The sequence below is a fragment of the Candidatus Saccharibacteria bacterium oral taxon 488 genome (assembly GCA_013099195.1).
Lineage (GTDB): Bacteria > Patescibacteriota > Saccharimonadia > Saccharimonadales > Saccharimonadaceae > Nanosynbacter.
This window is the reverse complement of the sequence record CP039999.1, coordinates 360,908-374,032: the sequence shown is the minus strand read 5'-3', so window position 1 is coordinate 374,032 and position 13,125 is coordinate 360,908. Positions and strand designations below refer to the sequence as shown.

16 protein-coding genes are annotated in these 13,125 nt (G+C 54.0%); 5 read left to right on the top strand and 11 right to left on the bottom strand.

What is annotated here, in order from left to right; translation table 11 throughout:
• Positions 1-634 precede the first annotated feature (634 nt).
• Together FBF28_01935 and FBF28_01930 are read left to right on the top strand one after the other, a co-directional pair.
• Positions 635-1,555: a hypothetical protein gene (locus tag FBF28_01935; GenBank protein QJU08323.1), complete on the top strand. Its 921-nt coding sequence runs from the start codon at positions 635-637 to the stop codon at positions 1,553-1,555.
• A 2-nt stretch (positions 1,556-1,557) separates the two neighbouring features.
• Positions 1,558-2,649, top strand: a complete 1,092-nt coding sequence (locus FBF28_01930; GenBank protein QJU08322.1) for a tRNA-dihydrouridine synthase family protein — start codon at positions 1,558-1,560, stop codon at positions 2,647-2,649.
• 75 nt (positions 2,650-2,724) lie between these two features.
• Here the strand turns inward: FBF28_01930 and atpC are convergent, their stop codons facing one another.
• The 10 genes from atpC to FBF28_01880 form a co-directional block, all read right to left on the bottom strand.
• A complete protein-coding gene (atpC, locus tag FBF28_01925; protein QJU08321.1) occupies positions 2,725-3,150 on the bottom strand; it encodes an ATP synthase F1 subunit epsilon in 426 nt (141 codons plus the stop codon).
• Positions 3,151-3,154: 4 nt separating this feature from the next.
• Positions 3,155-4,573: a F0F1 ATP synthase subunit beta gene (gene atpD / locus FBF28_01920; GenBank protein QJU08320.1), complete on the bottom strand. Its 1,419-nt coding sequence runs from the start codon at positions 4,571-4,573 to the stop codon at positions 3,155-3,157.
• Entirely contained in the window at positions 4,566-5,075 is a 510-nt protein-coding gene (locus FBF28_01915) for a hypothetical protein (GenBank protein QJU08319.1), read from the bottom strand. Before FBF28_01915 ends, atpD begins: the two co-directional genes overlap by 8 nt.
• Positions 5,072-5,953, bottom strand: a complete 882-nt coding sequence (atpG, locus tag FBF28_01910) for an ATP synthase F1 subunit gamma (protein ID QJU08318.1) — start codon at positions 5,951-5,953, stop codon at positions 5,072-5,074. The genes FBF28_01915 and atpG overlap by 4 nt, the downstream gene beginning before the upstream one ends.
• 3 nt (positions 5,954-5,956) lie before the next feature.
• Positions 5,957-7,483, bottom strand: coding sequence for a F0F1 ATP synthase subunit alpha (locus FBF28_01905; protein ID QJU08317.1), 1,527 nt, complete (start codon positions 7,481-7,483; stop codon positions 5,957-5,959).
• A gap of 8 nt (positions 7,484-7,491) precedes the next feature.
• A complete protein-coding gene (locus FBF28_01900) occupies positions 7,492-8,028 on the bottom strand; it encodes a F0F1 ATP synthase subunit delta (protein QJU08316.1) in 537 nt (178 codons plus the stop codon).
• Between the two features lie 2 nt (positions 8,029-8,030).
• Positions 8,031-8,579 carry a F0F1 ATP synthase subunit B gene (gene atpF, locus FBF28_01895; GenBank protein QJU08315.1) on the bottom strand — a complete coding sequence of 183 codons (549 nt, stop codon included), beginning with the start codon at positions 8,577-8,579 and terminating at the stop codon, positions 8,031-8,033.
• Between the two features lie 15 nt (positions 8,580-8,594).
• Positions 8,595-8,807, bottom strand: coding sequence for an ATP synthase F0 subunit C (locus FBF28_01890; protein QJU08314.1), 213 nt, complete (start codon positions 8,805-8,807; stop codon positions 8,595-8,597).
• A gap of 32 nt (positions 8,808-8,839) precedes the next feature.
• Positions 8,840-9,607 (bottom strand): F0F1 ATP synthase subunit A, encoded by a 768-nt coding sequence (locus tag FBF28_01885; GenBank protein ID QJU08804.1) that lies wholly within the window; start codon positions 9,605-9,607, stop codon positions 8,840-8,842.
• A gap of 62 nt (positions 9,608-9,669) precedes the next feature.
• Positions 9,670-9,942: an AtpZ/AtpI family protein gene (locus FBF28_01880; GenBank protein QJU08313.1), complete on the bottom strand. Its 273-nt coding sequence runs from the start codon at positions 9,940-9,942 to the stop codon at positions 9,670-9,672.
• 39 nt (positions 9,943-9,981) lie between these two features.
• Here FBF28_01880 and FBF28_01875 point away from each other — a divergent pair, with 39 nt between their 5' ends.
• Positions 9,982-10,218: a hypothetical protein gene (locus FBF28_01875; GenBank protein ID QJU08312.1), complete on the top strand. Its 237-nt coding sequence runs from the start codon at positions 9,982-9,984 to the stop codon at positions 10,216-10,218.
• 63 nt (positions 10,219-10,281) lie between these two features.
• Positions 10,282-10,569: an NrdH-redoxin gene (locus FBF28_01870; protein QJU08311.1), complete on the top strand. Its 288-nt coding sequence runs from the start codon at positions 10,282-10,284 to the stop codon at positions 10,567-10,569.
• Positions 10,570-10,642: 73 nt separating this feature from the next.
• Here the strand turns inward: FBF28_01870 and FBF28_01865 are convergent, their stop codons facing one another.
• Positions 10,643-12,466: an ABC-F family ATP-binding cassette domain-containing protein gene (locus FBF28_01865; GenBank protein QJU08310.1), complete on the bottom strand. Its 1,824-nt coding sequence runs from the start codon at positions 12,464-12,466 to the stop codon at positions 10,643-10,645.
• A gap of 35 nt (positions 12,467-12,501) precedes the next feature.
• On the opposite strand from FBF28_01865, the gene FBF28_01860 reads away from it, so the two are divergent.
• On the top strand, positions 12,502-13,074 hold the full coding sequence (locus FBF28_01860; GenBank protein ID QJU08309.1) for a hypothetical protein: 573 nt from the start codon (positions 12,502-12,504) through the stop codon (positions 13,072-13,074).
• Positions 13,075-13,125 lie beyond the last annotated feature (51 nt).

Sequence of the window (13,125 nt, the reverse complement as noted above, 5' to 3'; positions counted from 1 at the left end):
CACGAAAAGTCCCGGGGGTGATCCCCCGCCGAGATCCGTTAAGTCTCGGAAAAACAGATCATAGGGTGTGCTAGGTCAGGAGGCGAGGTCTTAAAAAACCGCCGAGCCTCGCGGGTTCGACTCCCGCCACATCCGCTGGGGTGCGTGCTATAGCTCAGCGTTGAGCTGCAAACAGTACGCATGATAGGCCAATAACCTCCACTCTGGTCTATCACGAAAACAGCATTGTTTTCGCCCATCTAGCAACCGCTACAAGCGGTTCGTTACTGTCATCATCAAGCAGTAACTTGAGCCAGCGGTATGGATAGGCTAAAGGGACCTTCGCCTTTCAAGGTCTCGCCTGTTCATCGGAACGGAATCTGCGTGCTTGTGACGCTACCGTTCTTAAATCCTCAGGACTCGCGAGTTCACTCGTAGCAGTTTTTCTCAGCGATGAGATCAACTCCGAGCAGAACCGCTTGAGTCCACCACCCCGCGTCATCATTGACGCGGGGATTTCACCTTTTTTGGGGGGATGATTGTCGGGCAGGGGTAGCCACTTGTACATCCAAAAACCCTCGCTACCATACCATCAGACTCCTAGCAAACATCGTGCTATTTGACAAACATCATGATGTTTTGGTAATATCACGACATGAATGCTGCGCAATTACTCCAAGAAATTCTGATGCGGACAGGCCTCACCCAAGAACAACTAGCGCGTCGCTTAGATGTGCCGGTGCGTACACTCAACGCCTGGGTACACCAACACATGTCGCCGCGTGCCAAAAACCTGGCGAATATTCGGCTATTACATCAAGAGATGATCGGGCAGGACACCATCGACGAGGCGAAGCGCCTCGCTACTGAACGTGCCGCCCAGGCCAGCCGCATGACGATCCGGACACTCCTGGCGAATCAAGAACTACTTGACATCCTGACGCTCCACTTGACCTACCACACGAACACGATCGAGGGTAGCACAATGACCCTAGCAGACGTCGCAGAGGTGCTGAACGATGATAATCGCGTCCTCGCCAACAAGACAGCGCGCGAACAGATAGAGGCCCGTAACCACCGCACTGCGCTCTACTTTCTACTGGATACCTTACACAAAGAAGGGGCACATTTTACGTGGAGCGAAGAGCTGATCTTGCAAACGCACGTCCGACTAATGAATACGCTGGTGTCTGACGCCGGACTCTACCGCCGGCACGGTGTGCGCATCATGGGTAGCCGCGTCACAACAGTAAACCATCTGCGCATCACTGAAGCGATGTCGGAATGTATTGACGAAATGAACAGATTGCCCAAAACAGAGCCAATTGAATGGCTCGCCCGTACTCATGCAACATTTGAAAAAATCCATCCATTTAGCGATGGCAACGGTCGCACCGGGCGACTCTTGCTCTTCGTTCAGGCCCTGCAATTGGGACTGGTGCCGCCCCTCGTCACCAAAGAGCGCAAGCGAGCGTACTATACCTATCTGGAGCGAGCGCAGGTTTGCGGCGAGCTAGAGGCGCTGCGTCTATTTATCGCGGAAAGTATATTGTTTAGCAAAGGACTGGTGACGTGAACATGACCTTTTGGGACAATCTACCGCAGCCATTTTTCATCTTGGCGCCGATGGAAGCCATCACCGACGTGGTGTTTCGTCATGTCGTGAAGCAGGCGGGCGCGCCCGACGTGTTTTTCACCGAGTTCGCCAATGCCACCGGCTGGGTACACGCTGGCGACAAGGCCATCGCTGGGCGGCTGGTCAAAACCGACGATGAGCATCCATTGGTCGCCCAGATATGGGGCGGTGAGCCGGGCGACATGGAGCAATTTGCTGGCTATTGTGCCAGGCTTGGCTTCGACGGTATCGACATCAACATGGGCTGCCCCGCCAAATCCGCCATCAAATCTGGTGGCGCAGCGCTCATCCGCCGACCCGACGTAGCAGTTGCTGCCATCGCCGCTGCTAAAACTGCTGGATTACCAGTCAGCGTCAAAACACGCCTGGGCTATACGCATGTTGACGAATGGCGCGAATGGCTTACGACATTACTTGAGCAAAATATTGTCAACCTAACCGTCCACCTGCGCACCAAGAAAGAAATGAGCAAAGTCCCGGCGCACTACGAACTCATCGACGACATCATCAAACTACGTGACGAAATCGCCCCACAAACGTTACTGACTATCAACGGTGACATTCGCGACCGCGCTCATGGCGAAGAATTAGTTAGAGCCCACCCAGGCCTCAACGGCATCATGATCGGGCGGGGGATTTTTAGCGATCCGTTTTGTTTTCGGAAAGGCGGAGTGTCTTCGGAGATCGAGGATAAGCGGGTGATAGTCGGCGGGGCAGCACCCACTTCTGAACAAATCTCTGATTTTTCAGAAGAAGGGGCGGACCGACTAGCAGGACCCGCGTTTAGTGACCTACGTGCCGTCGCAGACGGCGACGACGGGAGCGACAATACTAAATCAGAGCTTATATATCTACTACATTACCACCTCGACCTCTTCGACCACCATCAATCAACCCTCGGCCGCCCCTTTGAAACCCTCAAACGCTTCTTCAAAATCTACATCCGCGACTTCGACGGCGCCAAGGAACTGCGCGAGCAATTGATGCACACCACCAGCACCGACGAAGTCCGCCAATTACTGGATGATCAATAAAACTGAGCGCCCATAACCGACCGCAAGACACATCGTAATCAAACGTGCGCCTAAAATGACACTGTAAACAATCTACTACCGTCGTCGCTTGCGCCGATGCAAGTCCGCTACCTTCAGCCGCACCATATGCCGGTCAATGAGCTGTTTGGCTTTCTCGCGTTCGACTTGGTCGCCGGCTTCGTCGCGGGCTTTGATAGCGCGCTCCAGGGCCGCCTGAGTCTCCGCCTCGATGATGTCGTCGCCATGATCCGCCTCGTCCACCAGGATCTGCACCGATGAATAATCAATTTTCACCACGCCGCCGGAGATTGCGAAATACTCCAACTGATTGTCGGGGTCTTCTTGACGCCAGCGCACGGTGATCACGCCGTCCTTAGCCACCGTCACCAGCGGTTCGTGACTCGGCAGTACCGAAATTTCGCCGTCAATCGTCGGAATAGTTACCGAGTAGACCGCCTCATCCAGCTTGACACCACCGAGTGTTACCAGCTTCAAATTCATCAGGCTAGTCCTTCTTTACCTCTGGTTGCTTGGCGTTTTCAGCGTCGCGGGCTACTTGGTCGGCCAATGTGCCTTGCACCATGTAGAACCAGCTTTCTGGCTTGTCGTCGTATTTACCAGCCAAAATGTCGGCAGCGTCGCGAATGGTGTCTTCCAGCTTGACGTACACGCCAGGGTTGCCGGTAAATTTCTCGGCCACATGGAATGGCTGCGCCAAGAAGCGCTGGATGCGGCGCGCCCGAGCGACGATTTGCTTCTGGTCATCCGATAATTCCTCCATACCGAGGATGGCGATGATGTCCTGCAATTCTTTGTACTGCTGCAGCACTCGCTGCACTTCGCGTGCCACCCGGTAATGTTCCTCGCCAACGATTTCTGGGTCGAGCGAGTTAGAGCTGGAGTCCAACACGTCAACGGCAGGGTAAATACCAATTTCCGTCAAAGCACGGTTCATCACGATGGTCGCATCCAGGTGAGCGAAGGTCGTCGCCGGCGCTGGGTCAGTCAAGTCGTCAGCTGGCACGTAGACAGCCTGAACAGAGGTGATCGAGCCCTTTTTCGTTGATGTGATGCGCTCCTGGAGAGCACCCATTTCTTGCTGCAAGTTCGGCTGATAACCCACAGCGCTTGGCAAACGACCCAGCAGTGCCGACACCTCAGCACCAGCCTGAGTGTAGCGGTAAATATTGTCGATAAACAGCAGCACGTCTTTGCCTTCATCACGGAAAGCTTCGGCCATCGCCAGACCCGAGAGCGCCACGCGCAGACGTGCTCCAGGTGGCTCGTTCATCTGACCAAACACCAGCGAAGTCTTGTCCAGCACGCCGGCTTCTTCCATTTCGTAGTACAAGTCATTTCCTTCGCGAGTACGCTCACCAACACCAGTAAACACCGAGTTACCAGAATGGAACTTGGCAATGTTGTTGATTAGCTCGGTGATCAAGACGGTTTTACCGACACCAGCACCGGCGAACAGACCGGCTTTACCACCTTTGGCCAGCGGCGCGATAAGGTCAACAACCTTGATACCAGTTTCCAAAATCTCCGTTTTGTTCGACTGCTCGCTCAGATCCGGAGCAGGGCGGTGAATTGGCGCGGTTTTGCCCTTTGGTTGGGGTTTCTCGTCAATCGCTTCACCAACCACGTTGAACATGCGCCCCTGAGTCTCAGCACCCACTGGCACAGAAATCGGTGCACCAGTCGCCACCACTTCCGCACCGCGAGCCAAGCCGTCGGTCGACGACAGGGCAATCGTCCGCACCGTGTGCTCGTCGAGGTGCTGCGCTACTTCCAGCACCAGCGTCTCTTTGCCGTTCTTGACATGCAACGCGTCATAAATCGCCGGCAGCTTAACATCGCGCGGAAATTCCACATCGACCACCACACCAACGATTTGAATAATTTTTCCTAGTGTTTTACTCATCAATTCCTCCTTTTACTATCTCGATTATCTCGCCATTCTTAATACCTTTTAGCGATGCCACTTCATCAATAGATAATCTCTGTATATGTGCTTGCAAAAATTTATACACCTCACTATTGCTAATGATGAGAGTAACTCCAGGCAAACGAACTGCGTCCTCATAAGCAGATGCGATAGTTGTTAATATCTTATCTAGCGGCCTGAGCTCACGCTCTGGTCTCGGAGATTTACCGTGCCACCCATTTCTCAACCAGTACATTAGTGCGTCGATATCAAAATCCAGCCATCGCTCATCAAAACTAATTTGTACATCATCGGATCCAGCCGTTTGAGCTATTTCCTTAGCGGCAGCCCTTGCAACAAGAAGCGGTGAAGTAATGATTCTATCAATTGTTAAATTTTTATCCAAAATACCCCGTTTAGTTCGCTGGATAGCTTCAGTGCGCAAGGATACTTTTCCTGAGAGCTGATCTTCATCGTAGCAAGCAAAATACACGCTCATTGTTCCATCGCCTCCACGCCGCCGGAAATTTCCGCCAGCTCCTGGGTAATTGCACCTTGGCGGGCTTTGTTCATCGCTAGCGTCAAGTCATCCACCAGATCAGACGCATTATCCGTCGCATTCTTCATAGCCATCATCCGCATAGAATGTTCTGAGGCGCGAGCGTCCAGCAACGCCTGCAGCAATCGCGCGCCCGTCAAACGATTCGCTACGGCGTCCAGCACTTCCGGAATGCTCGGCTCGTACTTGGCATCAGAAACCGTATTCGAGACCTCGCTTGGATCGATCAATGCTTTAGTACCTGCCGGCAGCAAGCGCGACAGCTCCGCCGTCTGCACCATGCTATTGACAAACTGCGTATACACCAGCGTCACCGCGTCAACATCGCCATTCTCAAACATGCTAATGGCGGTATTCAAAATCGTGTGAAAGGTGAGTCCAGACGGCTGATCTGGCAAATCCTCGTACGTACCGATAATCTTCGTATCCTTCAGGCGCGAGGCAAATTGCGAAGCTCGGCGGCCAATCGTCAAGGTTAAGTTTTCAATGCCACGCTCATCATCACGCTTCAGCAGCTCCAGATATTTCTTCAGGACATTGGTGTTATACGCACCAGCCAGACCTTTGTCGCTAGCGATGACGATGATCAAGCGCTTGGTAATTTTGCGGCGCTTAAACAGCGGGTGATTGTCAGTCGCACCTTGGCTGGCTAGGTAGCTCAGCAGCTCCTCGGCTGCCATAGTGTAGGGGGCCGAGGCCTTGTCCGCCTCTTGGGCGCGGCGCATCTTGCTGGCGGCCACCAATTGCATCGCCTTGGTGATCTGCTTGGTCGAATCCACCGAGCGAATGCGATTTTTCAGCGCACGAGTACTCGGCATGGACTACTCCTCAAAGCCTTTCGCTGCCACTTGGGTTGCCTCGTCAATGACCCGGAGTTGCTCGTCAGTTGGTTTGGCGCCCTTGTTGAGTTCGCGCATGGCGTCCTTGGCATTGTTCCAGAGATACGTCAACAGACCAGCCTGTGCTTCCTTGATCTTGGCAACTGGCACATTATCAAACGCACCGCTGGTCACCGCGTGGATGCTGACAAATTGCTCCCAGACGCTCATCGGCTGGTATTGTGGCTGCTTGAGTAGTTCAGTCAGACGTTGACCACGGTCAATTTGCGCCTTGGTCGCATCATCCAGGTCTGAACCAAACTGCGCAAATGACGCCAATTCGCGGAACTGTGAAAGACCGAGCTTCAAGTTACCACCGACCGACTTAACTGCCTTGGTCTGAGCAGCACCACCAACGCGGCTCACCGACAGACCAGCAGAAATCGCTGGGCGAATACCTTGGTAGAACAAGTCGGTTTCCAGGAAAATCTGACCGTCGGTGATGGAGATCACGTTGGTCGGAATGTAGGCCGAGATGTCGCCAGCCTGCGTCTCGATGATCGGCAGGGCAGTCAGTGAACCAGCACCCAATTCGTCCGACAACTTGGCTGAGCGCTCCAGCAGGCGAGAGTGCAGGTAGAACACATCACCAGGATACGCCTCGCGTCCCGGTGGACGACGGAGCAAGAGCGACATCTGACGGTAGGCCACTGCGTGCTTGGTCAAATCGTCATAAATCATCAGCGCGTGACCACCGTTGTCGCGGAAATATTCACCCATGGCCGTACCAGCATATGGTGCCAAGTACAGCAGGGAAGCCGCGTCCGACGGACTGGTCGCCACCACGATGGTTTGTTCCATCACGCCTTCTTCTTTTAGGCGGTCAACCAACCGGGCAATCTTTGATAATTTCTGTCCAATCGCCACGTAGACGTTGACCACGCCAGTCTTTTGCCGCGCCTGGTTGATCATGGTGTCGATGGCAATGGCCGTCTTTCCCGTCTGGCGGTCACCGATAATCAGCTCGCGCTGCCCGCGGCCGATCGGGAACATGGCGTCAATTGACATGATACCGGTCATCAGCGGCTCATGCACCGACTTACGGCCCATCACGCCGATGGCTGGGCGCTCAATCAGCCCGCGTTGCTTCGTCTTGATAGCTGGTCCGCCATCGAGCGGCCGGCCTAACGGGTCAACCACCCGGCCAAGCAGCTCCTCGCCAACTGGTACATCCAGCACCGCACCCTTGCGGCGGACACTGGCGCCAGCCTTGACTTTTTCTTCACCGCCGAGGATCACCGCACCGATTTCATCTTCCATCAAGTTCAGGGCAAACGCTTCTACTGTGCCGCCGTCAGTTTCAATTTCTAGCACTTCGCTGTAGCCAGCTTTACTGAGGCCGTGTACCCACGCCACGCCGTCACCGACGCGGATGACGACACCAGCGTCCTCTAGTCCTTCCGTCGCCTCCAGCTGCGCGATTTTTTCCCGCAGGCTTTTGGCTAGCTCTGTCACATCAATCTTGCTCATTTTTCCTCCTAGATTTTCTTCGCCCGCAAATCGTTTAATTTCTTGGCAATTGTCGCGTCCATCACTTGAGTTGGCGTGGTAATTTTCACCCCGCCGATCAACTCGGAACGGATGATTTCGCGCAGGCGCACCTGAGCGATGCGGTCGCTCGGGGCTTCCGTATCAGGAAGTTCGACATGCTGAGCGGCGCGGTCGCTGGCATCTGCTTCGGGTACGCGGGCTTCGCTCCGGGCGTCCTTTCTGGACGCTCGGGCTGCAGAGCGACCCTCCACAGATGCCAGCGACTCCATACCCGAACTAGATGATAGTAGCCTCTTAATTGCATCCTTTGTCGCTACGTCCAGCGGTGTCGCGCTCTCCACCGTCGCCACAACCGTCCCACGCTCGGCCAATTCCGCCTCGATATCCTGCACCAACAGATCAATCTCTCGCTCGCGCCGCTCATGCACGATCAGCGCCGCTAATTCATCAATCACTGCTGCGTCACCCGCCAGCAGCCGCTCGGCCGCATGCTGCGCCAACTTTCGCCGAAGCGTCCGCGCCATGACTAGGCAACCTCCTTGACCGCAGTCGCGATCAGCTTGGCGTCTGTCTTAGTATCAACTTTCTCGTGCAAAACCTTGCCAGTCGCCTCGGCCACCAATTCCAGCGTTTCATTGTGCAATGCTTTCTTGGCCTGCTCAACTTCCTTAGCAATTTCCGCCTGTGCCGCACTGACGATGGTCTCGGACTTGGCAGTCGCCTTGGCCGCGGCTTGCTCGACGACCGAGGCCGCCTCCTCGCGCGCTGCCGCCACGATATCACTGGCCTCCGCCCGAGCTTTTCGCATCAACTCGTTGGTCATTTTTTCGGCTTTATCGGCGTTGTCGCGCGCCGACTGCGCCGCCTTTTCGGCTGTGCGCATGTCTTTTTCGCGCTTGTCGAGCATCGCTGCCAGTGGCGGATACACCCACTTGCGCAGAATCACCAGCAAGATCAAGAACGCCACCGTTTGTAACATCAGCAGCTTCCAGTCAATACCCAGCGAACTGAATAAGTCAGCCTTTTCGGCCGCGTGCGCTTCGGCACTCGCAAATTGTGTCAAAATTCTCTCCACAATTTACCCCTCAAATTACATAACTTTGCCGACGATAGCCGCCACGAAACCGATAATCGCCAGGGCGTCGATGAACGAAATACCGAGGATCATCATGGTGCGTAGATCGTTAATTTTCTCTGGATTGCGGCCAGCCGCGTTCATCGCTGCCGCGCCGACGATACCAGCGCCGATTGCTGCCAGCGCAGCCGGAATGGCGTAGGTGAGTGCAAATGCTAATTCTTTCATATAATTTCTCCTTTATTTAATACTTTACTTTTCTAATCATTCGCCGCCGCGAGTTTCGTCGTATCAGCAGGTGAATGAGCATGATCAGTCGGCTCGTGCGTGTCGTGGTGAGCCAGCCCCAGTGAAATAAATACTGTTGACAGCATAAAGAAAATGTACGCCTGAATACCACCGATGAACAGCTCAAACAGATAAAATGGCTGGAGCGCCGCCGGGGAAATAAACTGCGTCAAAAAGGCGATCATAATCAGCAGCACCTCGCCCGCCAGCACATTACCAAACAGACGGAAGCTCAGACCAAGCAGGCGCGAGAACTCCGCCACCAGCTCCAAAATGCCGACAAACGCCATGATCGGATCGCGCAGCGGATTAACAAAGTAGCGGCCCATATTACCCCTAAAGCCAAGGTATTTGAAGGCGTACACCTGCGCTGCAACAATCGTCACGATAGCCAGCCCAAACGTCATATTCAGGTCGGCCACGCCGCCACGAAACAGCGGCGTACCATGGCTCCCCACGGTGATCGGCCCGACAATCGGTAGCAGTCCCAGCCAATACTGCGCCACCACGAAAAAGAATATAGTGATACACAGCGGCGCCACTCGACGCGCCCATGTCTGGTCCGGGATGACTTGACGAACCGTATTGTACAGCCCATCAAATGTCCAGTGAACCAACTTCGTTGCGAAAGTATGCTTTTTCTTGCCCAGCACCGCCGCCCGCGTCCGAAACATCAGCCACACCAAAACGATCAGCCCCAGCGCGCCAAGCATGTGCGAATTGGTGATCGACACACCCATAACATTCGCTACCTCATCAGCCTTGACTGAAATGTGCGGACCGGCACTGGCAAATCGTTGCATCATATGTTTTTACGCTCCTTTTTTCGTTTCACGCGCCCCAGCTGCTTATTCACCAGTAGATACGCGCCCACAAAGCCAAGCACCACACCAGCAAACATCAGCCACGGCTTCAAACCAAACACGCTATCCAGCCACACACCCAGCAGCGTACAGCCGATGCTCGGCACAAACATTCGCCACGTTGTGTCGCCGATCGTCCCGAGAATAACCCGAGCCGCCGCCACTTCCGTCGCTGTCGTCACGCCATTCTCAACATCTGGTCTCTCAGCCATTACTCTGTCACTATAGCAACATGCTATACTCTTGACAAGATGCCACGGCGAAATTACCCGAAAAACCAACCAAAATCGGCCCGAACGTTCGTCAAGCCGACGCTAACAGCTACCGATCACGACGCCTGCCGGCGCAAGCGTCGCTTTGCCACCGAGCAGATCGCCAGGCGAGCGGCTGATACGCAGGAACTCGTATCGCCAGAGCTGGAGTTAGCCGTGTATTATTGCCGAGGATGCGATGGCTGGCACTTAACGAGTCGGGCGTCCCGAGACTAGGGTAGCATTGCCGAGGTGCCGATGCTTATGCTATAATAGAGAAAAGCCATAAGGAGGGAAGTTATGAGCGAAGATAACACGGCCAATCACCAAGACGCTAAAGTCACCGTCTATAGCACCAGCTGGTGCGCATTCTGCCACACCGAGATGGAGTGGTTGAAAAAACTCGGCATTGATTTTGTCGCTAAGGACATCGAGGCTGATCCAAGCGCCAAGGAAGAATTGCTCAGCAAGAATGGCGGCAATTTCCAGGGCGTACCGGTAACCGATATCTGCGGTGAGGTCATCCTTGGCTTCGATCGGCCGAAACTACAGGATGCGCTGAAGAAGAATGGTTTGATGAGCGAGTAGATATCGCTAATTTGCGTATCAATGCCTGCTGCTTGGAACCTTACTGGCAGCAGGTTTTTCATTAGCGCACTCCTTATGCTGCGCCGATTTGTACGACCTCGCCGCCAATTGCTTGACGGAAATAATTGTCGTGGCTGACGTAGAGGATGGCACCAGAATATTTCGCCAGTGCCGTTTCTAATTCCTCGATGCTCGGCAAATCAAGGTGGTTGGTTGGCTCATCCAAAATCAGCAGCTGCGGGTCATTCGCCAGCATAGCAATGATCTGAAAGCGAGCTTTCTGGCCGCCCGACAGGCGCTCAAGCGGTGTCATCCGATCCGCTTCGGTGAACAGATAATCAGCTAGCAATTGGCGAATTTTCGTATCAGAAATCGGCAGGTCGCGGCTAAGGTACAATTTCTCAATCGCCGCCTCCAAAGGATCTACCAAATACCGCTCATCAATCTCTTGCTCATCATACACACCCACCCGTACCTGCGGATCGAGGAAGAGGTTGCCGGAGTAGAGGACAGGGGCAGCAGGCGCAACACCTCCTCCGCCAGAGACTGTGAAACGTTCGCGAGTAGCGGACGTTTCAGCCGAACGCTCGCAAAGAATCTCCAGTGGAGATTTGAGCGAAGAGTGTGCTCTGGCGGAGGACGGTGGAGCGGCTGCCGCCCTACTATTTAACAACATCCGAATCAGCGTCGTCTTGCCGGCGCCATTACGGCCGCGCAGCTCTACCGCCTCGCCCTCGCGCAGATCAATATTCACGCCCTCAAACAATATCCTTTCGCCAACGCCAACCGCCGCATCCTCAACCCGCACTAGCACGTGCTGGCTGCGGCTGGCCGCATCCTTCATTGATAGCCGAATATTGCGCGCCTTGAACTTGCCGTAGCGCTCAGCCGATTTATAATCAAGCTGCCCAGCCGACTCCTTGTCGATCCAAAAGGTCGGCTTATCCATCTCTGATAATTCCGCCAGCTCGGCCCGCGCTTCATTTTCCAGCCGCTTGAACTTTTGGATGGTGCCGGGGTTTCGCGACTTTTCCTTCAGCCGCTGATAGTCCAGCACCTTTTGCCGAAGGTTAGTCATCCGCTTCTCAACCTGCTCAAAATTATTCATACCCGCCGCCGTCGCCTGAGCGTTCTGTTTGAGGTAAGCGTCATAATTACCGCGGTAACTGACCGCTTGGCCGTCTTTAAGTTCGACAATTCGATCTACCCGACCCAGCACATCGCGGTCGTGGGTGATGATCAGCATGGCCTGGCGCGGCTGCGAGCTCATCCAGTCGATAAACTGCTGCTTGGCCACATAATCCATGTGATTGGTCGGCTCGTCAATCAGCGCCAAATGCGCCCCCGAGTGCATAATCTTCACAATCTCCACCAGCCGCTTCTGACCGCCCGACAGGGAACCAAGCGGCCGCTCGCCGCACCCATTCAGCTGGAAATTATCGAGCTCCCTCTCAATCTTCTCCTCAATCTGGTAAAACCCTTTCTGGTCAAATCGCTCCAGCGCCTGCGTATACTCCTCAATCTTACGCATATTATCGCCCATGGTCTCGGGATACTCATCGATAATTTTCTTTAATTTAGAATATTCTGGCAGCCCCGCCAGAATGTAGGCAAGCACCGTCTGATCGCCCAAGCCGTGATGTTCCTGCGCGGTATTGGCCACGGTGATGCCGCGCCGAAAAATCACCTCACCAGTGTAATCAGCGTCCGTACCAGCCAAGATACCAAACAACGTCGACTTGCCAACACCATTACGACCGACCACACCGACCTTTTCGCCATCATCCACGCTGAACTTGACGTCGCGCATCAACGTCTTGTCGCCAAAACTCTTCTCGGTGATGTGAATGTCGGCTATCATGCTTGGGATATTGTAGCATATTATGATGCTAATCATTGACTTTTACGTAATTACATCGTATTATTTAACGCATGCCAGGAACTGAATCGGGCCGCAACAAGGCCGAAATTATACCATTCAAGACCATTGCTGGAGATCGCGCTATACCGCCACTATCAGACGAGGTGCCACCACACCACGATGAAGCCAGCGCAGCTACTACTGAAGGCGTAATCATACCACTAATAGAAGCCCACATCCAACGATCAGAAGGTAATAATCTCCCTAGTTACCAGCGCCTCAATGAAAAATTCCGCGCCGCCATTGCCCGGCTCGAAAACCCCGATGAGACTGTCGATATTTGTGATATTCTTGAGAATATCGCGAACGTAGCACACTTGCTCGAGAAGCACCCAGAGTTTAAGCCAGACCTTTCTGCGTGGCGACTCGTTGATACAATCGAGAAGTCTGCCAACCAATCGATTATCATGAATCATATCAACAATTACCCCGCACTGGTACGGCTACTCGGCTGGGCTATCAGAGGCGAATGTCACCATCCAGCAGTCGGAGAGCTCGGCCATAATGTCCTGGCTCTCGTATGTCAGTGTCAGCATAATGCCAAATGGGACTTCACAACCGGTGAAGTGCACGGGCTTGAATAGGACAAAATAGTAGCTAGGTATTGCATTTATACTTAAACAATGTTATAGTAT